General features: G+C 66.6%; 25 protein-coding genes. 9 read left to right on the top strand and 16 right to left on the bottom strand.

The window, feature by feature from the left end; genetic code table 11:
• Nucleotides 1–107: 107 nt before the first annotated feature.
• The gene (gene mnmA / locus ACLBKT_RS14425; RefSeq protein ID WP_410183594.1) at nt 108–1277 is read left to right on the top strand and encodes a tRNA 2-thiouridine(34) synthase MnmA; all 1170 of its coding nucleotides are present in this window, start codon (nt 108–110) and stop codon (nt 1275–1277) included.
• On the opposite strand, the gene ACLBKT_RS14420 is transcribed toward mnmA, so the two are convergent.
• Nucleotides 1274–1624, bottom strand: coding sequence for a hypothetical protein (locus tag ACLBKT_RS14420; RefSeq protein WP_410183593.1), 351 nt, complete (start codon nt 1622–1624; stop codon nt 1274–1276). The two genes, mnmA and ACLBKT_RS14420, sit on opposite strands and share 4 nt — an antisense overlap.
• Before the next feature lie 35 nt (nt 1625–1659).
• Between ACLBKT_RS14420 and ACLBKT_RS14415 the strand changes: the two genes are divergently transcribed.
• Entirely contained in the window at nt 1660–2805 is a 1146-nt protein-coding gene (locus ACLBKT_RS14415; RefSeq protein WP_410183592.1) for a serine hydrolase domain-containing protein, read from the top strand.
• Between the two features lie 93 nt (nt 2806–2898).
• Here ACLBKT_RS14415 and ACLBKT_RS14410 read toward each other — a convergent pair whose 3' ends face one another.
• Both ACLBKT_RS14410 and pdxH read right to left on the bottom strand, forming a co-directional pair.
• A complete protein-coding gene (locus tag ACLBKT_RS14410) occupies nt 2899–3702 on the bottom strand; it encodes a PhzF family phenazine biosynthesis protein (protein ID WP_410183591.1) in 804 nt (267 codons plus the stop codon).
• An 11-nt stretch (nt 3703–3713) separates the two neighbouring features.
• Nucleotides 3714–4382: a pyridoxamine 5'-phosphate oxidase gene (gene pdxH, locus ACLBKT_RS14405; RefSeq protein WP_410183590.1), complete on the bottom strand. Its 669-nt coding sequence runs from the start codon at nt 4380–4382 to the stop codon at nt 3714–3716.
• A gap of 139 nt (nt 4383–4521) precedes the next feature.
• Here pdxH and ACLBKT_RS14400 point away from each other — a divergent pair, with 139 nt between their 5' ends.
• From ACLBKT_RS14400 to ACLBKT_RS14385, 4 genes are read left to right on the top strand one after another with little or no spacing between them, the layout of a single operon-like run.
• On the top strand, nt 4522–5502 hold the full coding sequence (locus tag ACLBKT_RS14400) for a DnaJ C-terminal domain-containing protein (RefSeq protein ID WP_410183589.1): 981 nt from the start codon (nt 4522–4524) through the stop codon (nt 5500–5502).
• A gap of 24 nt (nt 5503–5526) precedes the next feature.
• Nucleotides 5527–6522 (top strand): YihY/virulence factor BrkB family protein, encoded by a 996-nt coding sequence (locus tag ACLBKT_RS14395; RefSeq protein ID WP_410183588.1) that lies wholly within the window; start codon nt 5527–5529, stop codon nt 6520–6522.
• A gap of 23 nt (nt 6523–6545) precedes the next feature.
• On the top strand, nt 6546–7340 hold the full coding sequence (fabI, locus tag ACLBKT_RS14390) for an enoyl-ACP reductase FabI (RefSeq protein ID WP_410183706.1): 795 nt from the start codon (nt 6546–6548) through the stop codon (nt 7338–7340).
• 25 nt (nt 7341–7365) lie between these two features.
• The gene (locus ACLBKT_RS14385; RefSeq protein WP_410183587.1) at nt 7366–8379 is read left to right on the top strand and encodes an NAD-dependent epimerase/dehydratase family protein; all 1014 of its coding nucleotides are present in this window, start codon (nt 7366–7368) and stop codon (nt 8377–8379) included.
• 3 nt (nt 8380–8382) lie between these two features.
• Here the strand turns inward: ACLBKT_RS14385 and ACLBKT_RS14380 are convergent, their stop codons facing one another.
• A complete protein-coding gene (locus ACLBKT_RS14380) occupies nt 8383–8934 on the bottom strand; it encodes a hypothetical protein (protein ID WP_410183586.1) in 552 nt (183 codons plus the stop codon).
• Nucleotides 8935–9089: 155 nt separating this feature from the next.
• Between ACLBKT_RS14380 and ACLBKT_RS14375 the strand changes: the two genes are divergently transcribed.
• Entirely contained in the window at nt 9090–10379 is a 1290-nt protein-coding gene (locus ACLBKT_RS14375) for a nucleotide sugar dehydrogenase (protein ID WP_410183585.1), read from the top strand.
• Nucleotides 10380–10505: 126 nt separating this feature from the next.
• On the opposite strand, the gene ACLBKT_RS14370 is transcribed toward ACLBKT_RS14375, so the two are convergent.
• From ACLBKT_RS14370 to ACLBKT_RS14335, 8 genes are all read right to left on the bottom strand, one after another.
• Nucleotides 10506–11027 (bottom strand): demethoxyubiquinone hydroxylase family protein, encoded by a 522-nt coding sequence (locus ACLBKT_RS14370; RefSeq protein WP_410183584.1) that lies wholly within the window; start codon nt 11025–11027, stop codon nt 10506–10508.
• 23 nt (nt 11028–11050) lie between these two features.
• Nucleotides 11051–11503, bottom strand: a complete 453-nt coding sequence (locus tag ACLBKT_RS14365; RefSeq protein ID WP_410183583.1) for a disulfide bond formation protein B — start codon at nt 11501–11503, stop codon at nt 11051–11053.
• A gap of 12 nt (nt 11504–11515) precedes the next feature.
• On the bottom strand, nt 11516–12877 hold the full coding sequence (locus ACLBKT_RS14360) for a S41 family peptidase (RefSeq protein WP_410183582.1): 1362 nt from the start codon (nt 12875–12877) through the stop codon (nt 11516–11518).
• A gap of 134 nt (nt 12878–13011) precedes the next feature.
• Nucleotides 13012–14238 carry a murein hydrolase activator EnvC family protein gene (locus ACLBKT_RS14355; RefSeq protein ID WP_410183581.1) on the bottom strand — a complete coding sequence of 409 codons (1227 nt, stop codon included), beginning with the start codon at nt 14236–14238 and terminating at the stop codon, nt 13012–13014.
• Between the two features lie 7 nt (nt 14239–14245).
• A complete protein-coding gene (locus tag ACLBKT_RS14350; RefSeq protein ID WP_410183705.1) occupies nt 14246–14668 on the bottom strand; it encodes a 23S rRNA (pseudouridine(1915)-N(3))-methyltransferase RlmH in 423 nt (140 codons plus the stop codon).
• Nucleotides 14669–14852: 184 nt separating this feature from the next.
• Nucleotides 14853–15290 (bottom strand): ribosome silencing factor, encoded by a 438-nt coding sequence (rsfS, locus tag ACLBKT_RS14345; protein ID WP_410183580.1) that lies wholly within the window; start codon nt 15288–15290, stop codon nt 14853–14855.
• An 87-nt stretch (nt 15291–15377) separates the two neighbouring features.
• Nucleotides 15378–16058 carry a nicotinate-nucleotide adenylyltransferase gene (locus ACLBKT_RS14340; protein ID WP_410183579.1) on the bottom strand — a complete coding sequence of 227 codons (681 nt, stop codon included), beginning with the start codon at nt 16056–16058 and terminating at the stop codon, nt 15378–15380.
• 2 nt (nt 16059–16060) lie between these two features.
• Nucleotides 16061–17350 (bottom strand): glutamate-5-semialdehyde dehydrogenase, encoded by a 1290-nt coding sequence (locus tag ACLBKT_RS14335; protein ID WP_410183578.1) that lies wholly within the window; start codon nt 17348–17350, stop codon nt 16061–16063.
• 243 nt (nt 17351–17593) lie between these two features.
• On the opposite strand from ACLBKT_RS14335, the gene ACLBKT_RS14330 reads away from it, so the two are divergent.
• Nucleotides 17594–18769, top strand: a complete 1176-nt coding sequence (locus tag ACLBKT_RS14330; RefSeq protein ID WP_410183577.1) for a peptidoglycan DD-metalloendopeptidase family protein — start codon at nt 17594–17596, stop codon at nt 18767–18769.
• Nucleotides 18770–18779: 10 nt separating this feature from the next.
• Nucleotides 18780–19145: a polymer-forming cytoskeletal protein gene (locus tag ACLBKT_RS14325; RefSeq protein ID WP_410183576.1), complete on the top strand. Its 366-nt coding sequence runs from the start codon at nt 18780–18782 to the stop codon at nt 19143–19145.
• A 55-nt stretch (nt 19146–19200) separates the two neighbouring features.
• Here ACLBKT_RS14325 and ACLBKT_RS14320 read toward each other — a convergent pair whose 3' ends face one another.
• From ACLBKT_RS14320 to ACLBKT_RS14305, 4 genes are all read right to left on the bottom strand, one after another.
• Entirely contained in the window at nt 19201–20862 is a 1662-nt protein-coding gene (locus ACLBKT_RS14320) for an AMP-binding protein (RefSeq protein WP_410183575.1), read from the bottom strand.
• A gap of 195 nt (nt 20863–21057) precedes the next feature.
• Nucleotides 21058–21795, bottom strand: coding sequence for a DUF1013 domain-containing protein (locus ACLBKT_RS14315; RefSeq protein ID WP_410183574.1), 738 nt, complete (start codon nt 21793–21795; stop codon nt 21058–21060).
• Nucleotides 21796–21894: 99 nt separating this feature from the next.
• On the bottom strand, nt 21895–22947 hold the full coding sequence (locus tag ACLBKT_RS14310) for a glycosyltransferase family 4 protein (protein WP_410183573.1): 1053 nt from the start codon (nt 22945–22947) through the stop codon (nt 21895–21897).
• Nucleotides 22944–23849: a UDP-2,3-diacylglucosamine diphosphatase gene (locus ACLBKT_RS14305; protein WP_410183572.1), complete on the bottom strand. Its 906-nt coding sequence runs from the start codon at nt 23847–23849 to the stop codon at nt 22944–22946. The genes ACLBKT_RS14310 and ACLBKT_RS14305 overlap by 4 nt, the downstream gene beginning before the upstream one ends.
• Nucleotides 23850–23899: the final 50 nt, after the last annotated feature.

Below are 23899 nucleotides of genomic sequence, written 5' to 3'. Positions count from 1 at the left end.
CTTAGGAATAGTGCTGGCGGATCAGGCAAGGTCATCTTGCTGGAATCGCGCACGGAATTGGCGCCACTGGCGAAACGGGTCGGGGCTCGCTATATCGCGGCCCGCTCATGGACACCCCCACCCTTCTCGACACCGGCCTGATGGCCCCGGAAGACGCTGCCGCGCTGTTCGATCTGCCGCGCCCGGCCGCCGAATGCCGGATCGTCGTGGCCATGAGCGGCGGGGTCGATTCCTCGGTGGTCGCCGCGCTCGCCCATGCCAGCGGGGCGGAGGTGATCGGCATCACGCTCCAGCTTTACGATTACGGCGCGGCGACGGGCCGCAAGGGCGCGTGCTGCGCGGGCGACGACATTCGTGACGCGCGCGCGGTGGCCGACAGGCTGGGGATCGCGCATTATGTCTTCGACCATGAAAGCGCCTTCCGCGAGGAAGTGGTCGAACAGTTCGCCGACGAATATCTCGCCGGGCGGACGCCGGTGCCCTGCATCCGCTGCAACATGGGGCCCAAGTTCACCGACCTGTTCCGCATGGCGCGCGAGTTGGGGGCGGATTGTCTTGCCACCGGGCACTATGTCCGCCGGGTGACGGGCGAGGCCGGGGTGGAGCTGCACCGCGCGCATGATCCGGCGCGCGACCAGTCCTATTTTCTCTATGGCACCACCGAAGCGCAGCTGGATTACCTGCGCTTCCCCTTGGGCGGGATGCCCAAGCCGCAGGTGCGCGAACTCGCCGAGGCGGCGGGCCTCAGGAACGCGGCCAAACCGGATTCGCAGGACATCTGCTTCGTGCCCGACGGCAATTACGCCAAGATCGTCACCAAGGTCCGCCCCGAGGGCGCGGCGCCGGGGGCGATCGTCCACGCCGCGACCGGTGCGGTGCTGGGCGAGCACAAGGGCATCGTCCACTTCACCGTGGGCCAGAGGAAGGGCCTCGAAATCGGCGGCCAGCCCGAACCGCTCTATGTGATCGGCCTCGACGCGCCGAGCCGCGAGGTGCGGGTCGGGCCGAAGCGGATGCTGGCGGTCGCCGTCGCGCGCCTGACCGAGACCAACCGCATCGGCCCGGTGCCTGCCGAACCGCTGACCGCCAAGGTGCGCAGCCTCGCCAAGCCCGTTCGGGTGACCTTAGAGGGGGCGCTGGGTGATGGAGCGGCGGTTACGATCCGCTTTGCAGAACCCGAATTCGGAGTCGCGCCGGGTCAGGCGGCGGTTATCTATGCGGGCGACAGAGTGATCGGCGGCGGATGGATTGATTCGACCGAAAAGGTTGAAGCCTAACCCTCCCACGGCTCCAGCACACAGCCATAGCCTTCGCGATAGGTGGCGGTTGCCTCGGCCACCAGCGGGAAGCGGGCGGTGACGCTCTTGGCCTCGGGATTGTCGCGCAGGGTCACGGCCTCCATCCCGGCGAGCTTGTCCTTCCGGCAATCCTCAAGACTGCGGCCCGCGACAAAGCGGCACGAACAGGCGACCCGCGCCGAATAGGCCGACGCGATGCTGCCATAGCCATTGATCGGCTCACGAAACGCCCAGGCCGCGCCGCCCACGCCCAGCGCGACGATCGCGAGCAGCCACAGCCCGTAACGCGGACGGCGGATCGCTGTGCCGGGGGATGATTTCGCCATTGCCAAGCCTTCGCGCATCGGGAATTGGGGGCCGCATGACCCTTGGATCGCCTGCCCATAATCGCGCGGCCCTGCTAGCGCCAGCCCTGCTGATGCTTGCCGCCTGCGGATCGACGCCGCCGGGACAAGCCCCCCTGTCCGAAGCCGCGCTCGCCGCAGTGACCGCGGATGCCGGGGCGCCGAAGGATCAGCTGGCCCGCTCGATCGACGATCTGTTCACGATGCCGGGCCTCGGCGAAACCCGCGCCGTGGTGGTGATGGCGAACGGCAAGCTGGCCGCCGAACGCTATGGCCCGGGCTATGACAAGGACACCCGCTTCATCAGCTGGTCGATGGCCAAGACCGTCACCGGCGTGCTGATCGGAATGCTGGTCGCTGACGGCAAGCTCAGCCTCGATGCCCCCGCGCCTGTCCCCCTGTGGCAGCGCCCCGGCGATCCGCGCGCCGAGATCACTGTGCGCCAGCTGCTCCAGATGCGCAGCGGGCTGCGCCATACCGAAGCGGGCGATCCGCCCTATGAATCGAGCGAGGTCAGGATGCTGTTCCTCGACGGGCGCGACAACATGGCCAAGTGGGCGGAGGAGCAGCCGCTCGAAGCCGAGCCGGGCAAGCTGTTCGAGTATTCCTCGAACACCAGCGTGATCCTCGCCGATATCGCCGCGCGGGCGCTGACCACCAGCGACAAGCCAGAGGCGCGGCGCAAGGCGGTGGCGGATTACCTCCAGGTGCGGCTGTTCGGTCCGCTCGGCATGACATCAATGCTGCCCGAGTTCGATGCGAGCGGCACGCTGATCGGCGGCAGCCTGATGCACGCCACCGCGCGCGACTGGGCCAAGCTGGGCGAGTTCCTCCGCCTCAAGGGCCGCGCGCCCGGCGGCGAGCAGCTGGTGCCGCAGCGCTGGGTCGAGGCGATGGTCACGCCCTCCCCCCGCAGTCCGCATTACGGGTTCCAGACCTGGCTCAACCGTCCCATTCCCGGCACCCCGGCGAGCGAGCACCCGCTGTTCCCCGATCGCGCGCCGCAAAGCCTGTTCTCGCTGATCGGGCATATGGGGCAATATGTGCTGGTTTCGCCCAGCCAGCGGGTGACGCTGGTGCGGCTCGGCCATTCGGACAGCATGGAGCGCCCGCCGATGTTGCAGCAGGCGGCGGATGTGCTGGAGCTGTATCCCGCTCGCTGACTCCTCGGGCGCTCCCGCGCAGGCGGGCGCCTCCCGATGCTTGGCGCAAACAGCCTGAGACCCCCGCCTGCGCGGGGCATCACAGACCTTTTGTCAGAGGCAGAACGATCCCTCGACCACCGTCACGCACGGCCCGCCGAGCCACGCCCGGTCGCCATCAAGCCGCAGCGTCAGATCGCCGCCGCGCTGGCTTGCCTGATGGGCGGTGAAGCTGTCCCGCCCCAGCCGCTTCGCCCAGAACGGGGTCAGCACCGCATGGGCCGAGCCGGTCACGCTGTCCTCGTCCACCCCCCCGCCGGGCACGAACACGCGGCTGACGATGTCAGTCGCCACGCCGGGCGCCGTCACGATGAACTGGTCTTTGCCCAGCTGCTCCAGCCCGCGAATGTCCGGCGCAAGGCCGCGCACCGCAGCCTCGTTGGCGTAGAGGTAGACGTTGTAGCCCAATTCCGAGCGGAACACCTCGAGCGGCTTCGCGCCGAGCAGGCGGATCGCCTCGGCCTGATTAGGGGCGGTATCGGCCTGCGTGGCAATCGCGGGAAGCGCGAGTTCGTAGCCCTCGCCAGCCCTGACCACTTCCAGAATGCCCGACTTGCGGGTGCGGAACGTCACCCGCTCCCCCCCGTCCCGCTGGAGCAACACATGGCCACTCGCCAGCGTCGCGTGGCCGCACAGCGCAATCTCGTAGGTGGGGGTGCACCAGCGCAGCTCCCAGTCCGCCTCTCCGCTCGCGTCGCGCACCACGAAGGCGGTTTCTGCGAAGAGGTTCTCCCCCCCGATCTGCACCAGCACATCGTCGGGCAGCCATTCTTCCAGCACCATCACGGCCGCCTGATTCCCGCCGAAGGGCCGGGCGGCGAAGGCATCGACGTGCCAATAGGGGATTTTCTGCGTCATCGGGTCAATCCTCAGGGATACAGGAGCGTGTCCGACCACGGCGCATCTGCGGCGTCGCGGACGAATTCGCGGCGGTCATGCAACCGGTTGTCGCGGTCGATCCAGAATTCGATTCGGCGCGGGCTCAAGGTGAAGCCCGTCCAATGCGGCGGGCGCGGCACCTTGCCTTCCGCCTCATGTGCGGCCCACAATTCCTGCACCCGGTCGAGATAGGTCTGCCGCTCGGCCAAGGGGCGCGACTGATCGCTCGCCGCGCTGCCGACCTGGCTCTTGTAGGGGCGCGAGTGGAAATAGGCATCGGCGCGGGCGGGCGAGACCTCGATCAACGGGCCTTCGATGCGGATCTGGCGGCGCAGGCTCTTCCAGTGGAACAGCAACGCGGCCTGCATATTGGCGCGGATGTGCTGGCCTTTGCGGCTTTCGGCATTGGTAAAGAAGGTGAAGCCCCCGCCGGTCATGCCTTCGGGGTTCTCGTCCTTGCCGTGGCCCTTCAGCAGCACCATCCGTACTGACGGCGCCGCATCCGCCGTCGCGGTGGCGAGGGCCATGGCATTGGGATCGTTGAGTTCGCCCACTTGCGCGGCGGCGAACCATTCCTCGAACAGATCAAAGGGATCGCCGCCCGCAGGCAGCACACTATCCGCCAACTGGGCATCGTCGAGAGGGGTGGCATCGGACATGGGCACTGAGTTCCTTGGTGACTGGGGGGCACATAGTTACGCGCGCGCAGCGGGGAAAGGCGCGCATCGTAAATTTCCCGTTGCCCCGGCATCACCCGCAAGCTTGCACACCGCGACTGTCTCACCTAGCTAATACGCCATGCGCGACCCCTACAGCACTCTTGGCATTGCCCGCACGGCGTCCGAGGCGGACATCAAGAGCGCCTATCGCAAGCTTGCCAAGGAGCTGCACCCCGACCGGAACAAGGACAATCCTCAGGCATCGGAGAAATTCTCCGAGGCCACCCGCGCCTATGATCTGCTGTCGGACAAGGCGAAGCGCGCGCAATATGACCGGGGCGAGATCGACGCCGACGGCAACCCCGCCAATCCCTTTGCCGGGATGGGCGCGCGGCCGGGCAATGGTCGGGGCGGCACCTATGGCGCCAGCGGGCCAGGTGCGGCCGACTTTGCGGGATTCGGCGCGGATGACGTCGATCTCGGCGACCTGTTCGAAGGCCTGTTTGGCGGACGCGGCCGCCAGCAGCAGCCTCCGCCGCGGCGCGGTTTCGGCCGCCAGCCGCCTCCGCCCCCGCCCAAACGGGGCGCGGACATCCATTACCGGCTCGCCGTGCCATTCGTCGATGCCGCTGCCGGACGCGATCAGCGCATCACGCTGGCCGATGGCAAGGCGATCAACCTGAAGCTGCCTGCTGGCGTCGAAGATGGCACGATGATGCGCCTCAAGGACAAGGGCCAACCCGGCACCGGCGGCCATGGCGACGGGATCGTGATGGTCGAAGTCGGCAGCCACCCGTTCTTTCGGCGGGACGGCGACAATATCCGCATGGACCTGCCGATCACGCTCGATGAAGCGGTGCGCGGGGCCAAGGTCAAATGCCCCACCGTCGATGGCGCGGTGATGCTGACGGTCAAGCCAGGCTCGTCGTCCGGCACCGTGCTGCGGCTGGCCGGCAAGGGCTGGACGCGCAAGAACGGCAAGACGGTCGACGGCAAGCCCGAACGGGGCGATCAGCTGGTGACGATCGCCATTCAACTGCCCGCCGATCTCGAGGCATTGGAACAACGGCTTGAAGGCTGGGTAGACACGGCCCACCCGCGCGAGAAGTTCGGCCTGTAGGCCGGGGCGCGCAAGGAGCCCGATATGAGCGCAGACAGCCGCGCGCAGCCGCAAGAACGCGAAGTCCGCTCGCTCTCTCCCGAAGCGCGCAAGCAACGCGCGCGCCATGGCGAAGGCGAATCCCGCAGCGGGATCATGGCACACCTCAGGCGGGTGCTGGGGCCCGGCAGCCGCGTGTTTGAGGTGGCAGGCCGGGTGCTCGCGGGCACTTATAACGAAGGCTTCATCCACGCGGGCAACCTCGCCTATCTGTCGATGGTCGCGATCTTCCCGTTCTTTGTGCTGGGCGCGGCTCTGTTCGAACTGATCGGCGGGCGCGAGAGCGCGCAGGGCATGATCACGGCCATCGGCCTGGCCCTGCCGCCCACCGTCGCCGAGGTCATCGCCCCGGTGGCCGAAACCGTGATGAACGCACGATCGGGCTGGCTGCTGGGCCTCGGCGCCTTGGTCGCGCTGTGGACCGTATCGAGCCTGATCGAGACAATCCGCGACATCCTGCGCCGCGCCTATGGCACCAAGGCGCGGCTGGCGTTCTGGCGGTATCGCCTGCTGTCGGCAGGGCTGATTCTGGGTGCGGTGGTGCTGTTGATGATCTCGCTGTTTGCGCAGGTGGCGATCGGCGCGGCGCAGCAGGTGATCGACGCGCGCCTGCCGCAGCTGGGTGAGCTGATTGCATGGCTGCGCTATTCGCGGATCGTCCCCGCGCTGGGCCTTGGCGGGTCGCTGTGGGTGCTGTTTGTGACGCTGACCCCCCGCTCCTATCGCGGCAAGGCCTTTCCGAAATGGCCCGGTGCGCTGTTCACGACAGCGTGGTGGGTTTCGGTCACCGCCGCGCTGCCGGTCGTGCTGCGCAATGTTTTCAGCTATGACGTCACCTATGGAAGCCTGGCCGGCACGATGGTGACGCTGTTCTTTTTCTGGCTCGTCGGCCTCGGCCTCGTTATCGGAGCGCAGTTGAACGCAGCGCTGGCCGAGCCTGAGAAGCTGGCGGGCAGGCCCGCAGAGGAGACGACAGGATGAATGGTAACGCTGGATCCGGGCTGATGGCGGGCAAGCGCGGGCTGATCATGGGGCTGGCCAATGACAAGTCGCTGGCCTGGGGCATTGCCAAAAAGCTGGCCGAGCATGGCGCGGAACTGGCGTTCTCCTATCAGGGCGATGCGCTGGCCAAGCGGGTCAAGCCGCTCGCCGCCGAACTGGGCAGCGATTTCACCTTCGAATGCGACGTATCGAAGATGGAGTCGCTGGACGCTGCCTTCGCGACTCTGAAAGAGCGCTGGGACAGTCTCGATTTCGTGGTCCACGCGATCGGCTATTCCGACAAGAACGAGCTGCGCGGCCACTATGTCGATACCAGCCTCGACAACTTCCTGATGACGATGAACATCTCGGCCTATTCGCTGGTGGCGATCACCCAGCGCGCCGCCGCGATGATGCCCGAGACCGGCGGCGCGATCCTGACGCTGAGCTATTACGGCGCGGAAAAGGTCGTGCCGCATTACAACGTCATGGGTGTCGCCAAGGCGGCGTTGGAGACTAGCGTCAAATATCTCGCCAACGATCTCGGCCCGCGGAATATCCGCGTCAACGCGATCAGCGCCGGGCCGATCAAGACGCTGGCGGCGAGCGGGATCGGCGACTTCCGCTACATCCTCAAGTGGAACGAGCTCAACGCACCGCTGCGCCGCAATGTCACGATCGACGATGTCGGCGGCGCGGGGCTGTATCTCCTGTCCGACCTGTCCTCGGGCGTCACGGGTGAGACGCACCATGTCGATGCAGGGTACCACGTGGTCGGCATGAAGCAGGAAGACGCACCGGATATCGCGCTTTCTTAAGCTTGGCGCGTTAGAGAGCGCCTCCATGCGCACCGTTCTTGTCACTGGCTCTGCCGGGTTCATCGGCTTCCACCTCTCGCAACTTTTGCTGGAAGAGGGATTCCGCGTCGTCGGCTTCGACGGCATGACCGATTACTATGACGTGCGCATCAAGCAGCGGCGGCACCAGATGCTGCTGCAACACCCGCATTTCTCCTGCGTGGAGGGGATGCTCGAGGATTTCGAGACATTGCGCGCGCTGGCGCTGGCTGAAAAGCCCGATGTGATCGTCCACCTCGCCGCGCAGGCCGGGGTGCGATACTCGCTGGAGAATCCGCGCGCCTACATCGACGCGAACCTGATCGGCACCTTCAACGTGATGGAATGCGCGCGCGAGCTCGGGGTCGATCACTTGCTGATGGCCTCGACTTCATCGGTCTACGGGGCCGAGACCGCGATGCCGTTCCACGAAGGGATGAAGGTCGACACCCCCCTCACCCTCTACGCCGCGACCAAGAAGGCGAACGAGGCGATGGCGCATTCCTACGCCCATCTGTGGAACCTGCCGACCACGATGTTCCGCTTCTTCACGGTCTACGGCCCATGGGGACGGCCCGACATGGCCTTGTTCAAGTTCACCCGCGGGATCCTCGAAGGCACGCCGATCGACATCTACAATGATGGCGAGATGTACCGCGACTTTACCTACGTCACCGATCTGGTGCGCGGCATCCGCCTGCTGATCGACGCGGCCCCGGTGCGGCCCGATACGCCCGAGGACATTGCCGAGGGCGACAGCCTCTCGCCGGTCGCGCCGTTCCGGGTGGTGAATATCGGCAATGGCGACAAGGTGCGGCTGATGGACTTCATCACCGCGATCGAGGCCGAGTGCGGGCGTGAGGCGGTGAAGAATTTCATGCCGATGCAGCAGGGCGATGTGCCCGCGACCTGGGCCGATGCGTCGCTGCTCAAATCCCTCACCGGCTACGCCCCGCAAACCCCGTTCCGCGAAGGGGTGGCGCGGTTTGTCGCGTGGTATCGGGACTATTATCGCGTCTGAGGGCTACTTCGGCGGCGGGGGGAGTTGGCCTTCGCCCGGCAGTTCGCCCTGCCGTTCCCGCTCAAGCCGTTGCATATATTCGCGCTCGATCATCTCGACCCGCTCCTGCTCGGCGGCGGCATCCGCGTCGATGGTTGAGAGGCGTTCGGCGCGTGCCTTTTCGATCAGCTGGCCAAAACGCACCGCATCGCGCTCCTTACGGTCGGCGGCCCAGGCCTCGACGAACTTCTGGGTGCAACCGGTGAACCCGCCCGCGCCCGCAGGCGAGCAGCTCATCGCGCCGAAATCGCCGACATACTTGATCTGATCGACCTGCCGCGCGAGCGACTGATTGGCGGGATTGTCGGAATAGCGCAGGTTGGAGGGGATGCGGTACCGCTCCTCCTCGACCAGAATCTCGCACACCACCACTTCGCCGGGCTGCGCAACGGGACATTCGGCCTCGCTATAGGCGATCACCATGTTGATCTTCTCATCCGCGCTCTGCGCAGCGGCGGGGGCCGACGCGGCGGCGAAAGCGGCGAGAGCGGCGGCGGGGGCGAGCAGATGCTTCATGGCGCGTGATCCTTTGTCGGTGCGCGGGAAATCGAATTCTTGCAATGCCCGCGACCGGGGCTGCTTGTCTAGTCCGACGGGGCTGAACCCGCGGTGAAGCCGCCAAGGTCCGCGTGGTTAGCGAAATATTGAAATCTCCGGCGCTATGCAGCCGCATGGACGGGAAAATCGCAGTCGTGGGCCTCGGCTATGTCGGCCTGCCGGTCGCCGTGGCGCTGGCGGAGCGGCTTGGCGCGCGCGGCGTTCACGTCACCGGCTTCGACATCGCAGCCCAGCGCATCGCGCAATTGCGCGCGGGACATGATGCGACCCGCGAGATCGACGACGCGCGGCTGACGTCATGCGGCCTTGCCGTCAGCGATGATCCGGCGGTGCTCGAGGAGGCAAGCCTGATCATTGTCACGGTTCCCACCCCGATCACCGAGGAACGCCGCCCCGATCTCACCCCCTTGGAACGCGCCTGCGAAACCATCGGCCCGCGCCTGTCCAAGGGCGCGCTGGTGGTGTTCGAATCGACCGTCTTCCCGGGCGTGACCGAGGATATCTGCGGCCCCTGGCTCGCCGCGCATTCGGGCCTTACGCAGGGCGAGGATTTCGCGCTCGGCTACAGCCCCGAACGGATCAACCCCGGCGACAGCGTCCACCGGCTCGAGACCATCACCAAGATCATCGCGGCCGACAGCCCCGCAGCGCTGGCGCGGATGCGGGCGGTTTACGGCGCGGTGGTCGATGCGGGGCTCCACGAAGCACCCTCGATCAAGGTGGCCGAGGCCGCCAAGGTGATCGAGAACACCCAGCGCGATCTCAACATCGCGCTGATGAACGAAATCGCGCTGATCTTCGACCGCATGGGCCTCGCCACGCGCGATGTGCTGGCGGCGGCGGGGACGAAGTGGAACTTCCTGCCCTTCACCCCCGGGCTGGTCGGCGGACACTGCATCGGGGTCGATCCCTTCTACCTCACGGCAGCGGCAGAAAAGCTCGGCTACCGGCCGGAGGTGATACTGGCCGGGCGGCGGATCAATGACAGCATGGGGCGTGAAATCGCGCAGAAGGTCGTGAAGCTGCTGATCGCGAACGGGGTGTCCCCGTGCCGCGCGCGGGTGGGCGTCATGGGGCTGACCTTCAAGCAGGACGTGCCCGATATCCGCAATTCCAAGGTGCCCGATATCCTCGCCGAACTGCGCGAATACGGGATCGAAGCGCTGGTGAGCGATCCGCTGGCCGACCCGGCGGCGGCGGCGCACGAATATGGCGTCACGCTCAGCCCGGCGGACGCCATGGTGCAGCTGGATGCGCTGGTGCTGGCGGTCAACCACGCCGCCTACATCGCCAACCCCGGCGACCTCATCGCCCGCGTGCGTAGCGGGGGCGTGCTGGTGGATGTGAAGAGCGCGCTGGACCGCGAGGGGCTGCCCGAAGAGCTTGTGTACTGGAGTTTGTAAGAGGGTTCGAAGTAATGGGCCTCGGTCGCACCGCGACCGCGAGGCCACGCGGCCGAGCCGCAGGCGCTCAAGCCCGTAGGGCTTGAAACAGCGCCGAGGACGCACCGGCGGAGGCCGGTGCGAAAATCAAAGCCGCTCACTCACCTTGATGGCAAACCGGCAGCCGAGCCGGATCGCGCCCGCCAGCAACGGATAGGCGGGCGCACGCTCCGCCCCGTTGGCCATCGCCGCGTCCAGGTGATCGCGCTCATCGGCGCGGAAGGCTTCGATCATTTCAGCCAGTTCCGGGTCAGCCCCTGTGGCTTCGAGCTTTTCGAGCTGTTCGCTGTAATGCTTGTCGATCTCGGTTTCGACCGCCGCCGTGCAGGCCATCGCCGCCTCCGGGCCGAGCAGGGCGGTGAAGGCACCCAGCCCGTATCCTGCCGCCGACCAGAACGGATGCAGCGCCGTCGGGCGGACACCGCGCCGGGTCAGCAGCGCATCAAACTTGGCGCGATGCTCGGCCTCCTGCGCGGCCATGTGACGGATTTCGGCCGAATGGGGGCCGCGATCGCCCATCACGGCCAGCTGGCCTTCATAGATGCGGGTCGCGCCGAATTCGCCGGCCTGATCGACCCGGATCATGCGGTGGAGTTCATCGCGCTGCATTGTCGGCTCCTTCGTTTGAATCCTTACTTCCTATACGCCGCAAGCGCCACAATAGCCGCACCGCTGATGCTGGAAATCAGGAAATTGAACCCGGCGAGCGAAATGCCCCACAAGGTCCACGGGGCCACATCGCAGCGGATCAGCGGGGCGGCGTTGAAGTCCAGCACGTCGGCCCCCGCCATCGGCGCGGTGCAGGCGGTGATCCCCTCCCACCAGCCATATTCGACCCCGGCATGAAAGCCGCCGATCAGCCCGGAGGTCAGGATCGCGAGGCCAGCCAGCGCGGTCCACACCTGCGGCGGCTTCATCACATAGGCGAGCAGCCCCAGGCCGACTGCGGCAAAATGGGGATAGCGCTGCCACCAGCACATCTCGCACGGCGGCAGGCCGAAGCCATATTGCGCCACATAGGCTCCGCCCAGCAATGCCGCCGGGACCAGCACGGCAAGCGCGCGGGCCTTGCCCAGATTGTCCATCACGCGTCGCCCTTAGGGTTTGGCCGGTCGGGGTGCCGGGCGAAGCGCGACGGTGCTCTTGGTGGTGCGGCGCAGGGTTTCCATCGCGTAGTGCAGCTGGAAGTCCTTCACGCCCTGCTGTTCAAGCTGCGCAGAGGTAAGCTGGAAGCGCGGATCGGCGATCTTGTCCGCCTCCATCTCCTCGTCCTTGACCGCGAGTTCGTTGATCAGATGGCCGCGCAGATCGCTTTCGCGGGTCTGGTATTTCGTCCGCAGCGCGTAATCCGGGTCGGAGATCTGCGGCACGGCGATGTCGGGGCGGATACCGCCTTCCTGCACCGATTTGCCCGCCGGGGTGAAGTAGCGCGCGGTGGTCAGCTTCAGCGCGGCATCGGGGCCGAGCGGGAGCAGCGACTGCACGCTGCCCTTGCCGAAACTGCGCTCACCCATGACAAGCGCCCGGCGATGATCCTGCAACGCCCCCGCAACGATCTCGCTCGCCGAAGCAGAACCGGCGTTGATCAGCACGATCATCGGCACGCCTTCGGCCATGTCGCCGCGATAGACGCTTTCAGCATCGTAGAGCATCGTTTCGCCGCGCGCGCGGCCGCGCTGGCTGACGATCCGGCCATCGCTGAGGAACAGGTCCGACAGCGCCACCGATTCATCAAGGCTCCCGCCCGGATTGTTGCGCAGGTCGAGCACCAGCCCGTTGACGCGTCCGCCCGGCGCCTTCTTCTTGATGTCCTGCCATGCGGCATAGACGTCCGCGCCGACATTGGCGGAGAATTCATTGACCGTGATGATGCCGATATTGCCCGCCGCGACCTCGTGGGTGACGGGCTCCAGCTCGATCACCCCGCGGGTGACGTTGACCTCCAACGGTTCTTCGCGGCCCGGACGGAAGATCGTCAGCTGGATCGACGTCCCCTTCGGCCCGCGCATCTGCGCCACCGCATCGTCAAGCTTGGTGTCGACGATCAGCTTGCCATTGAGATGCGTGATGAAATCGCCCGCCTTGATCCCAGCGGTTTCAGCCGGGCTGCCCCGGAACGGCGAGACGACCTTCACCGCGCCGTCTTCCATCACCACCGACAGGCCCAGGCCCGAATATTGCCCATCGATCATGGTCTCCAGCCGTTGGAGATCGCTGCCATCGAGATAGGCCGAATGCGGATCGAGCGCCGCCAGCATCCCGTCAATCGCGCCGCGGATCAGCACATCATCCTCGACCGGTTCGACATAGCTGGCCTTCACCCGCTGGAACACCGCGAACAGCTTGGCGAATTCAGGGCCGGCGCGGCCATCGACCTGGGCCATGGTGGCGGTGGTGGCAGGGATCAGTGCGACTGCGGTGACAAGCGCGGCGCTGCGCAGGAGAGCGGCGATTTTCATGGGACGGTGCAAGGCTCCTTTGACGCGGCAAGGTATAGGATTGGCGGTCTGAACGCCAGATGAGAGCGATCACCGCCGATCGAGCGTGCCCGCGCGGGACAGGGTCATCCGGTGCCTGTGCCGGACCGGAGCAATTAACGCAAGAATTGCAGAGGGTTGACGGGAACGCCGTCACGCCGCAATTCGATCGTGACCGGCTCCGCTCCGCCGCTTGCGCGGCCCAACGGGCTTCCGCCGATGACCAGATCGCCCACCGCGACCTCGACCTGCGCAAGCCCGGTGACGAGGCTCGTCCAGCCGCCGTCATGCTCGATGATGACGATTCGTCCGAACCCGCGATAGGCCCCGGCAAAGGCGATCCGTCCGCGGGCAGGGGCCACCACCTGTGCGTCCCTGGCCGGGGCGAGGCTCAATCCGGTGCTGGCGATCCCGCTGGCGCGCCGGGCTCCGAAGCCGGTGAGGGTGCGGCCCTGCACGGGAAGCTGGAAATCACGCGGCGGCGGGGTGCTTGCGCTCGGCGCGGGCGCGGGTGCGGCGGGGAGTGCAGCGGCGAGATCGACCGGGCGCAGCACCGGCCCGGGCAGCGCGGCAAGCTCCTGACGCAGCGCCGCCACCTCGCCGAGCTTGTCCACCAGGCCATCGAGATCGCGGGCTTCCTCGGCCAGCGCCAGCGCACGCTCGGCTTCGCGCAAGGCTGCCCCGCGCGCATTGCGGGAGGCGAGGCGCTGCTGGTTTTCGAGCGTGGCGAGTTCCGTGCGGCGCTGGCGCAGGGCACTTTCGCCGCTGCGCATCTGATCGAGCGCGCGCGCCGCCTGGGCTTCGAGCGCACGGCCGCGATCAAGCTCGCTCCTCAGCGCGGCGGTGCGGGCGCGGATCTGCGGCACCGCGCTATCGAGCACCGCACGGACATGGACCACATCCTTGAGCGATCCCGGCTGCAAGGCGGCGAGCGCCAGCGGGCGACGGGCGGCGGTCTGGAGCGCGGCGGCAAGGCGGGCGGTCGGCTCCTGCTTCTTGGCGAGGCGCGCGGTCAGCGTGGCGCGGGCTTGCCGCGCAATGGTGAGCCGGGCGCGGGCGACTTCGATGTCGGCTTCCGCCTGCTGGATCCGGGCAGCAAGGGCGGCGGCTTCGCTCGCGGTGCGGGTCGCGGCCTCGGTCGCGGCCTCGGCCTCGCGGGTCAGGCGGGCGGCGCGGCCCTCGGCCAGGCGGCTTTCACGGGTGGCCCGGGCGAGCGCGGCTTCGGCCTCGTCCGGCGCGAGCAGGGCAATCGACGGTGCGGCCTGGGTCTCCGGCAAGGCCAGCGCCAGCACGCCGCCGACGCCAAGCATGGCAAGCAGGGTAAGGATGATCGGCCGCGGCATGGCGGTGTCATGCCCGATGATAGGGATGCCCTGCAAGGATCGTGGTGGCGCGGTAAAGTTGTTCAATCAGCATCGCCCGGGCCAGCATGTGCGGCCAGGTCGCCGGGCCAAAGGCGAGCAGCAGGTCGGCAGCGGCGCGCTCGGCGTCAGAATGGCCGTCCGCCGCGCCGAGCATGAAGCGCGTTTCCCGCACGCCTTCGTCCCGCCAGCGGCCCAGAAGATGGGCGAAATCCTCCGACGTCATGGCCTTGCCACGCTCATCCAGCAGCACCGTGCGGCAGGGGGTCAGCGCATCGGCGACCTTGCCCGCGCCGGTATCGGGCCATTCGGTGAGCTTGAACGGCCAGGTCATGCGCTTGGCATAGCGATCCACCAGCTCACCCTCCGGCGAGCGGCCGATTTTCCCACGCGCGATGATGTGGAGGAGGATAGCGTAAACCCCATGAGGAAATAGCCAAACGGTCGCGCAGCGACCGCAAGGGCAACCGCCCGCCCGCAGCGATGCGGCCTTCAGGTCGCATAAGCGAGGATTTCGCAACCCGGATGGGCTGCGGAACACAAAATACTCTATAGCACCCGGGACGCTCGCCCGGATGGGCGAGCGCAAAACAAAATCAGTTCCGGCCCTGCATCGAGACTTCCGACCCCTCAAACGACCACATGCGTTCAAGGTTGTAGAAAGTGCGCACTTCGGGGCGGAACAGATGGACGACCACATCGCCTGCGTCGATCAGCACCCAGTCGGCAGCCGGCAGGCCTTCGACACGCGCATGGCCGAAACCGGCTTTCTTGATCTCTTCGGCCAGCTTCTGCGCCATGGACGCCACCTGCCGGGTCGAGCGGCCGCTGGCGATCACCATGTGATCGGCAATCGAGCTTTTCCCTTCGAGCGGGATCGTGACAATTTCCTGCGCCTGATCATCGTCAAGCTGCGCGAGCACCAGCTGGTGCAGGGCATTGGTGGCCATCTCAGGCTTGTCCAGCGACGTGGCTGTGGTGGCAGCGGCTTGCACCGCGCCAAGCGGAAGGGAAGCGACAAGGGCTTCGGTCATCGGCAATCGGGTATCTCCAGAGTTTGAGGTCAATGCAGGCTGCATGACGCAAGCGGGCAGAGCACCGGGCCGAAACGCTGCTGCGTCTCATGCCTTGTCCTCTTGCCTGAGCTTACGGAATGTCAGCCGGTCACGCACCTTTGCCCCTCGGTCCTGACTGTCCGATCCCTTGCCAAGCAAAGCATCGGCCCACCCGGCATGGTCACGGCGAATGGCCGTGGCCGAGCGATAGTCGGGATCGAAACGCAATAACACCAGGGCTGGTGCGCTCCATTGCCCCCGTTTCCGAATGCTGGCGGCGGGCACACGATAGCGCCTGAGCCAGGCCATGGCGGGGCTCGTCATGGCGTCCGCATCATAGCCCGGACGGGCGATGACCGCAATCGGCATTGTCCGCGCGATCCGGCGCCAGTCTTTCCAGCGGTGCAACTGGGCGAGATTGTCGCTCCCCATCAACCAGATGAAGCGGCGTTTGGGGTAACGCCGGGTGAGCCTGGCGAGCGTGTCGACCGTGTAGCGCGTGCCGAGTTGCTGCTCGATAGCGGTCGGCACGATGGGCGCGCGCCGCGCCTGATGGCGCGCCGATGTGAGCCGCGCCGCCAGCGGCGCCATGCCCGCTTGCGGTTTCAGCGGGTTGCCGGGGGAGACCAGCCACCAGGTCTCCTCCAGCCCCAGCGCGTCCATCGCGAACAGCGTGATCCGCCGGTGCCCGCCATGCGCCGGGTTGAAACTGCCGCCGAGGAGGCCGGTCAGAGCGGCGCGTGCCATGCTTACGGGCGGGTCTGCCCGCTCCCGCGCACCTGCCACTTGTAGGTGGTGAGCCCCTCCAGCGCGACCGGGCCGCGCGCGTGCAGGCGTCCGGTGGCGATCCCGATCTCGGCGCCGAGGCCGAACTCGCCGCCGTCGGCGAACTGCGAGGAGGCATTGTGCATCACGATCGCGCTGTCGACTTCGGCGAGAAAGCGTTCCGCGGCCGCCGCGTCCGCTGTCACGATCGCATCGGTGTGCGCCGAGGAATGCTGCGCAATATGCGCGAGCGCCGCCTCCAGCCCGTCGACCACGGCCACGGACAGGATGGCGTCGAGATATTCGGTGTCCCAGTCGGTGGCGCTTGCCGGGATCACCCGGCGGTCAAGCGCCTGCGCCCGCCCGTCACCGCGCACTTCGCAGCCCGCGTCGATCAGCGTCGCGACCAGTGCGGCGGCCTTGGGATAGGCCGAATCGATCAGCAGCGTCTCCATCGACCCGCAGATGCCGGTGCGGCGCAGCTTGGCATTGACCGCGATCGCCTCGGCCATGGCCGGATCGGCGGCGGCGTGGACATAGGTGTGGTTGATCCCGTCGAGATGCGCGAGCACCGGCACGCGCGCATCGGCCTGGACGCGCGCGACGAGGCTCTTGCCGCCGCGCGGCACGATCATGTCGATCAGCCCGCTCGCGGTCAGCATCGCGCCCACACAGGCGCGGTCTTGCGAGGGGATGAGCGTCACGGCCGCGGCCGGAACCCCGCCAGCCACAAGGCCTTCGACCAGCGCGGCGTGGATCGCGCGATTGGAATGCACCGCCTCGCTCCCGCCACGCAGCAGCGCTGCATTGCCCGCGCGCACGCACAACGCGGTGGCATCGGCGGTGACATTGGGGCGGCTTTCGTAGATGATCCCGATCACCCCGATCGGCACCCGAATCCGCTGAAATTGCAACCCGTTGGGCTGTTCGGACCGGTCGATGATCTGCCCCACCGGATCGGGGAGTTCGGCAACGGCGGCAACCGCGTCGGCAATCGCGGCAACCCGCGCCTCATTGAGCGCCAGCCGGTCGAGCATCGCGCCTGACAGCCCGTTCGCCTTGCCCGCTGCAAGGTCCCGGGCATTCGCTTCCAGAACCACCGGAGTGGCCGCCCGCAGCGCGTCTGCCGCACAATGCAGCGCGGCGGCGCGCGCTTCGCTCTGCATCGCCGCAAGCGCGCGCTGCGCGAGGCGCGCGGCCTCGGCAAGGCGTGTCACCAGCGCAGCGGGATCGGCGGCATCAGCGCCCGGCGAGATTGCGGTCATGCGATTCATGCGGCGCGGTCTAGCATCACGCAGCCCACCTGTCAGGCCCATCGCCACGGGAGCGAGTCGCTTGCGGCTCAAACGATTCGCGGCGGTCAGGGCCCGCCATTAACGTTGCGAAACCACAGCACATTCACTTCGTCGTGATTCCCGTTCGACTCATCTGCGTGCGCCACATAGGATTCGACCACAGGTTAACGCACTGATAGCGGCGCAATCGTGGGGCATAGATAACAAAATCGGGGCCGCAGCTTGTCAGACAGAATTGCCGCGAAATCGTGGGTAGAACGGCTGCGCCAGTGGTTCCCTGACCGCGAGTTTTTCATGCGCGCCGATGGGCAGGTGCGCTTCATCAAAGTCTCATCGAAACTCCAGATTCGCGTCGTTGTCGGCGTGCTTGCGATGGCGCTGCTGTGGCTTGTCGCGCTCGCTGTGATGGCCTGGGGACAATACCGGGCCGAGGCCGACCTGGCCTCCTTCGCGGAGGAGAAAGCGCGGGTCGCCACCACGGATGAGCGGATCAAGGCCTATGGCGGCGATCTCGACAAGGTGGTCGAAGATCTCAAGCAGCGCCAGGAATTCCTCGACGAGATGGCGCGGATGCTGCCCGAGGATATCGTCGCCGAAGGTGCGGCGAGCGGCACTGTCTCGGATTCTTCGACCGAGGCGGCCAAGACCGTGCAAAAGGTCGGCGCGCTGATCCCGCAGGCGCGCGGCCTCGCAGAAATCGAAGCCCGCCAGCTCGCCTTCGTGGAACGCCTGACCCGCTTCGCCGATGCCCGCGCCCGCCGCGCCGAGAGCGCGATGCGCAAACTGGACCTCGACCCCAAGGCGATGAGCCGCGACACGCAGCAGGCGATGGGTGGTCCCTTCGAAGCGATCACCGGCGGAAACGACATCGACCCGCGGTTCGAACGCCTGGGCCTCAGCCTCGCGCGCATGGCCGTGCTCGAACGCGCGCTTGATGGCATTCCGCAGGTCGTGCCCGCCAGTGTCGAGAATATCACATCAGGCTTCGGCTACCGCCGCGACCCCTTCAACGGCCATGGCGCCATGCACGCCGGGATCGATTTCAAGGGCGCGATGGGTTCGCCGATCTTCGCTGCGGCTGAAGGCCGCGTGACCTTTGCCGGATGGAAATCGGGCTATGGTCAGGCGATCGAGATTACCCATGGTAACGGGATGTTGACCCGCTACGCTCACCTGTCGCGGATCGATGTCAAAGTCGGCCAACCGGTTGCCGCCGGGGCCACCATCGGCGGGCTCGGCAGCACCGGGCGTTCGACGGGCCCGCACCTGCATTTCGAAGTCCGCATCAATGACCGCGCGGTCAATCCGCGCCCGTTTCTGGAGGCTGCCCCCGATGTTCTCAAGGAAGTCCGCAGCGGCCGACCTGACCGCCCCGCCGCCTCCGCGGCCCGTAAGTAGGAGCAGCAGCATGGCCTCGGGTTCGACCTTTTCCGTGATCGGCGCGGATGTGACCATCACCGGCAATATCAGCGCATCGGCCGATCTGCATATCGACGGCACGGTGGAAGGTGACATCACCTGTGCCAGCCTCGTGCAGGGTGAGAAGAGCAGCATCCACGGCGCTGTCGTTGCCGAAAGTGCGCGGCTGGCGGGCAAGGTGTCGGGTTCGATCACCGCGCGCGAATTGGTGATCCTCAAGACGGCGCGGATCGAAGGCGATGTCCATTATGACGCGCTGACGATCGAACAGGGCGCGGCGGTGGATGGCCGCTTCGCCCCCAATGCGCGGACCGCGGTAAAGGCTGTCCCTTCGAGTGTCGAAGCGGCGGAGTAAGGTTCGGCCCCTTTCCTCCCTTTCCCAAGGGGCGGGGAGGAACTGAAGCAGCCCTCTACAGCACCTCGGCCCGCAGCGTCTTGCGGTCGAGTTTGCCAATGATCGTCTTGGGCAGGCTTTCACGCACCACCACCTGATCGACGCGTTCGTGCTTGCCGATCCGGGCGTTGAGCCAGCTGGCCAGCTCTGCGCCGGTCGCTGAGGCGTCCTCGTGCAGTGTGACATAGGCGCGGGGCACTTCGCCGCGATATTCCTCGGGAACGCCGATCACCAGCGCCTCCTTCACCGCCGGGTGCTCGAGGATCACGTCCTCGACCACGCTCGGGAAGACCTTGAAGCCGCCCACCGCGATCATGTCCTTGATGCGGTCGACGATTTCGAGGAATCCATCCTCGTCCACGCGCGCGACATCGCCGGTGCGCAGGTAACGCTTGCCGTCCCGCTCCACGAAGGTTTCGGCATCGGTGTCCGGCCGGTTCCAGTACCCGCGCATCACTTGCGGGCCGTGGACCGCCAACTCGCCCGGCTCGCCTTCGGGAGCGAGCTGTTCGGGGTGCTCCTTGTCGAGCAGGATCACTTCCGTCCCAGGCACCAATTGCCCGATCGTGCCGCGCTTGCGGGTGCCATCATAAGGATTGGCCGACACGACGCCCGCGCTTTCGGTGAGGCCATAGCCTTCGACCAGCCGCACGCCGGTCGCCTCTTCGAAGCGGAGATGGACGGGGCCGGGCATCGGCGCTCCGCCCGAAATGCAGATCTTGAGACTGGAGAGATCGGTCTTGGCGAGGTCAGGATGATCGAGCATCGCCTGGAACATCGTCGGCACGCCGGGAAATCCGGTGCAGCGATATGTCTGGATCGTCTGAAGCACCTGCTTGGTCTCGAACCGCGGCACCATCGCGATCGAGGCGCCGGTGACGCAGGCGTGATTGAGCAGCGCGGTGTTGGCGAAGACGTGGAAGAACGGCAGCGCCCCCATGAACACCTCGTCCCGCGCATTGCCGAAGGGATTGATCGCGGCGACCTGCTGGGCGTTCACGCTCAGCTGGTCATGCCCCAGCATCGCCCCCTTGGGCCGCCCGGTGGTGCCGCCGGTGTATTGCAGCAAGGCAAGGTCTTGCGCGGTCACTTCGACCGAAGGGGCTGCGCCGTTCGGCGTCATATCCGTCCAGCGGCGCACGTTCGGGCCATAGGCGACATCGGCGATCTGGCTGCGCTTGAGCAGCTTCAGCGCCAGCCCCTTGTACCACGGCAGCATGGCGGCCAGAGAGCCCACCACCAGCGTCTCCAGCGCCGAGCCTTCGAGCACCTTGTGCGCGGTTGCGTAGAGTTCGGGCACATCGAGCGTCACCAGCACCCGCGTGCCGCTGTCACCCACCTGCCAGCTCAATTCCTCGACCGAATAGAGCGGCGAGAAGTTCACCACCACGGCGCCCGCCATCATCGCCCCGTAATAGGCGGCGGCGTAGATCGGGACATTGGGCAGGAACAGGCCAACACGGTCGCCCTTGGCGATGCCCATGGCGGTCAGCCCCCGGGCAAAGGCCTGCGCCTGCACGAAGATCTGCTGGTAGCTGTAGGTCCGCCCGAGGAAATGAAGGAACGGCGCATCGGGATTGGCGCGGACGCTGCGTTCCAGCATCGCTGGCAAGCTCATCGGCGCGAACCGGGTGTCGAGGGGCGTGGGGTGGTGATAGGCAGCGTTACTGACAGGCATGTCAATAATACTGGCTGACAATCACGCGGCGCACAAGCGAAAGTCGGAAAAGGCGCAGGCTTTTGCGACTTTAAAACAACGTCGCCCCGGACTTGATCCGGGGCTTGGCTTCTTCATCAGGTCACGAGACAGAAGAAACCCGGCCCCGTGTCAGGCACGGGGCGACGATGTGAGATGTCAGAGGGCCATAGCCTCCTAGATAAACCCGCTTTCCGGGTCGATCTTCTCTTCGGCGGCTTCGGCGGCGCGGCGTGCGGCGAGCCAGGCTTCCGCCTCGGCTTCCTGCGCGGCTTGCCCGGCCGCCTTGACGTTGGCATCGCGTTCCGCGCGCAGTTCCGCGATCAGGCTCTCGCGATCATTGCGATCGGACTTGGCCGGAGCATCGGCATCTTCGGTGATCCCGGCGCGCTTGGCAGCCTTGGCAACCATCGCGTCAAGCTCCCGCTGCGAACACAGGCCCAGCGTCACCGGGTCTTTCGGCGTGATGTTCTGGATGTTCCAGTGGGTCCGGTCGCGCAGCGCGCCGATGGTGTTGCGGGTGGTGCCGATCAGCTTCGAGATCTGCGCGTCCGACACTTCGGGGTGATTGCGCAGAATCCACGCGATGCCGTCGGGCTTGTCCTGGCGCTTCGACACCGGGGTGTAGCGCGGGCCCTTGGTGCGGGTCACTTCGACCGGAGCCTTGTGCATCCGCAGCGAATAGGTCGCGTCGGCCTGACCCTTTTCGATCTCGGCCTGCGTCAGCTCGCCCGAGTGGACCGGATCGCGCCCGGTATACTTGCTGCCCGCAAGGTCATCGGCCATCGCCTGCACTTCAAGGATGTGAAGTCCGCAGAACTCGGCAATCTGCTCGAACGAGAGCGCAGTGTTGTCCACTAGCCAGGTCGCGGTGGCATGCGGCATCAGCGGCTTGGGCTGATCCTTGATCGCCATGGTGGGAATCTCCGTTGAAAATGAAAGGGCCGCCCCTTTCGGAGCGGCCATCTTGGATTCCCAAATAGGCGAAAGCCGCGAAAACGGCAAGGAATGGATTCAGAAAGCGGGCATCGCTTGCAGCGAAACCGCCTCCTCCTCTTCCAGCGCGACCAGACCGGCGAGGAACTGGCGCGTGGCCGCTTCCCACGAAAAGCTGGCGGCATAGGCGGCGCAGGCGGCACGGTCGCAATAGCGCGCCGCGTCGATCGCGCGGGTGAGGTCTTCGGACATGGCGCCCACGGCATCGGTGACGATGTCGAGCGGGCCGGGCACCGGAAAAGCGGCCACCGGCGTCCCGCAGGCGAGCGCCTCGATCATGACGAGGCCAAAGGTGTCGGTGCGACTGGGGAAGACGAACACGTCCGCCCCGGCATAGCAACCCGCCAGCTCGACCCCCGACCGCTTGCCGAGGAACAGCGCGTCCGGAAACTTCGCCGCCAGCGCCGCGCGGGCCGGGCCGTCGCCCACCACCACCTTGGTGCCGGGATAGGGGCAGGCGAGGAAGGCCTCGATGTTCTTCTCGACCGCGACCCGCCCGACATAGAGCAGGATCGGCCCCGCCATCCCGGCATATTCGGGCGGCGGCGGGGCTGTGGGGGAAAAGCAGGCGAGATCGACCCCGCGGCTCCAATGGGTGAGGTGCGTCAGCCCCTGCTCGCGCAGCTGCGCACGGATCGTCTCGGTCGCGACCATGATTCGCTGTGCCGGGCGGTGGAACCAGCGGATATAGGGCCAGAACACCTTGGCCGGCAGGCCGGTGCGCCGCGCGAGGTAATCGGGGAACTGGGTGTGGTAGGCGGTGGTGAACGGCACCCGGCGCCTCAGGCAATAGCGCCGCGCGGCCAGCCCCAGCGGCCCTTCGGTGGCGATATGCACCGCGTCAGGCGCGATTCGCGCCAACCGCCGCCCGACCGCGCCGGGAGCCGTCAGCGCGAGGCGGATCTCGGGATAGGTCGGCGCGGGGATCGAGGGGTAGCCCTCGGGCGAGATCACCGTGACCTGATGGCCCCAGCCGCGCAACACCTCGCAGGTGGTCGAAAGCGTGCGCACCACGCCATTGGTCTGCGGATGCCAGGCATCGGTGATGATGGCGATCGAAGCTGGCGTCACGCCGCCACACGCGCAGGGGTATCGACGGAGGTATCGACGAGCGCATCGGCGCGCTCCCGCCGCTTCATCTCTTCGGGCCAGTGCAGAATCTCCATCCGCCCGTCGTGATGTTCGACCAGCGCATTGCAGCCTTCGACCCAATCGCCATCGTTCCAGTATTCGACCGGCTTGCCGTTATGGTGGAACTCGCGGAATTCAGCGGTGTGGATGTGGCCGCACACCACCCCGTCGACGCCGCGCTCGCCCGCAGCGCGAGCGACGACTTCCTCGTACTTCCCGATGAATTCGACGGCGTTCTTGACCTTGTGCTTGGCCGCCTTGGACAGCGACCAGTAAGGCTTGCCCAGCCAGCGGCGCACGGTGTTCACCGCGATGTTGCACTTCATCATCAGGTGATAGGCATGGTCGCCCACAAAGGCGAGCCAGCGGTGCGACAGCATCACGGCATCGAACTCGTCGCCATGCAGCACCATCAACCGGCGGCCATCGGCCGTATCGTGGAAGGCGGCGCGGCGGATCTCGATGCCGCCGAAGTTCAATCCGGTGAACTGGCGGAACATCTCGTCATGATTGCCGGGGATGTAGACCACCCGCGTGCCCCGCCGGGCGCGCTTCATGATGCGCCAGACGATGTCATTGTGCGCCGAGGGCCAGTAGAACTTCTTCTTCAACCGCCAGCCATCAATGATGTCGCCGACCAGATACATGGTCTCGCTGTCGGTGTGGTCGAGGAAGTCGATCAGCAGCTCCGCATTGCAGCCCTTGGTGCCGAGGTGGACATCGCTGATCCAGATCGTGCGATAGCTGCGCCGCTCGCCTTCCCGCTCGGGCGTGCGCGGGGCGGTGAAAGGGAAGCTGGCGATGTTGCCTTGAATCAAATCGTCGAGGTCGGCGCCGGTCATCGGAGGGTCCTGCGTGGCTTGGCTCGGAAGCCTCCATGGCAGGCAATTGT

Origin of the sequence: Erythrobacter sp. W302b (genome assembly GCF_046452395.1) — a bacterium.
Classification (GTDB): Bacteria; Pseudomonadota; Alphaproteobacteria; order Sphingomonadales; family Sphingomonadaceae; genus Erythrobacter.
This window is presented reverse-complemented; position numbering and strand designations above follow the sequence as displayed.

What these genes read in the sequence shown, in the direction of transcription:
- ACLBKT_RS14315 (WP_410183574.1), bottom strand. Translation starts at nt 21,795, where the DNA reads ATGGCGATCAAGGATCAGCCCAAGCCGCTGATGCCGCATGCCACCGCG.
- ACLBKT_RS14325 (WP_410183576.1), top strand. Translation starts at nt 18,780, where the DNA reads ATGGCCTCGGGTTCGACCTTTTCCGTGATCGGCGCGGATGTGACCATC.
- fabI (WP_410183706.1), top strand. Translation starts at nt 6,546, where the DNA reads ATGGCGGGCAAGCGCGGGCTGATCATGGGGCTGGCCAATGACAAGTCG.
- ACLBKT_RS14400 (WP_410183589.1), top strand. Translation starts at nt 4,522, where the DNA reads ATGCGCGACCCCTACAGCACTCTTGGCATTGCCCGCACGGCGTCCGAG.
- ACLBKT_RS14380 (WP_410183586.1), bottom strand. Translation starts at nt 8,934, where the DNA reads ATGAAGCATCTGCTCGCCCCCGCCGCCGCTCTCGCCGCTTTCGCCGCC.
- ACLBKT_RS14355 (WP_410183581.1), bottom strand. Translation starts at nt 14,238, where the DNA reads ATGCCGCGGCCGATCATCCTTACCCTGCTTGCCATGCTTGGCGTCGGC.
- ACLBKT_RS14375 (WP_410183585.1), top strand. Translation starts at nt 9,090, where the DNA reads ATGGACGGGAAAATCGCAGTCGTGGGCCTCGGCTATGTCGGCCTGCCG.
- ACLBKT_RS14340 (WP_410183579.1), bottom strand. Translation starts at nt 16,058, where the DNA reads ATGGCACGCGCCGCTCTGACCGGCCTCCTCGGCGGCAGTTTCAACCCG.
- mnmA (WP_410183594.1), top strand. Translation starts at nt 108, where the DNA reads ATGGACACCCCCACCCTTCTCGACACCGGCCTGATGGCCCCGGAAGAC.
- rsfS (WP_410183580.1), bottom strand. Translation starts at nt 15,290, where the DNA reads ATGACCGAAGCCCTTGTCGCTTCCCTTCCGCTTGGCGCGGTGCAAGCC.
- ACLBKT_RS14335 (WP_410183578.1), bottom strand. Translation starts at nt 17,350, where the DNA reads ATGAATCGCATGACCGCAATCTCGCCGGGCGCTGATGCCGCCGATCCC.
- pdxH (WP_410183590.1), bottom strand. Translation starts at nt 4,382, where the DNA reads ATGTCCGATGCCACCCCTCTCGACGATGCCCAGTTGGCGGATAGTGTG.
- ACLBKT_RS14420 (WP_410183593.1), bottom strand. Translation starts at nt 1,624, where the DNA reads ATGGCGAAATCATCCCCCGGCACAGCGATCCGCCGTCCGCGTTACGGG.
- ACLBKT_RS14370 (WP_410183584.1), bottom strand. Translation starts at nt 11,027, where the DNA reads ATGCAGCGCGATGAACTCCACCGCATGATCCGGGTCGATCAGGCCGGC.
- ACLBKT_RS14305 (WP_410183572.1), bottom strand. Translation starts at nt 23,849, where the DNA reads ATGACCGGCGCCGACCTCGACGATTTGATTCAAGGCAACATCGCCAGC.
- ACLBKT_RS14385 (WP_410183587.1), top strand. Translation starts at nt 7,366, where the DNA reads ATGCGCACCGTTCTTGTCACTGGCTCTGCCGGGTTCATCGGCTTCCAC.
- ACLBKT_RS14320 (WP_410183575.1), bottom strand. Translation starts at nt 20,862, where the DNA reads ATGCCTGTCAGTAACGCTGCCTATCACCACCCCACGCCCCTCGACACC.
- ACLBKT_RS14395 (WP_410183588.1), top strand. Translation starts at nt 5,527, where the DNA reads ATGAGCGCAGACAGCCGCGCGCAGCCGCAAGAACGCGAAGTCCGCTCG.
- ACLBKT_RS14365 (WP_410183583.1), bottom strand. Translation starts at nt 11,503, where the DNA reads ATGGACAATCTGGGCAAGGCCCGCGCGCTTGCCGTGCTGGTCCCGGCG.
- ACLBKT_RS14360 (WP_410183582.1), bottom strand. Translation starts at nt 12,877, where the DNA reads ATGAAAATCGCCGCTCTCCTGCGCAGCGCCGCGCTTGTCACCGCAGTC.
- ACLBKT_RS14415 (WP_410183592.1), top strand. Translation starts at nt 1,660, where the DNA reads ATGACCCTTGGATCGCCTGCCCATAATCGCGCGGCCCTGCTAGCGCCA.
- ACLBKT_RS14410 (WP_410183591.1), bottom strand. Translation starts at nt 3,702, where the DNA reads ATGACGCAGAAAATCCCCTATTGGCACGTCGATGCCTTCGCCGCCCGG.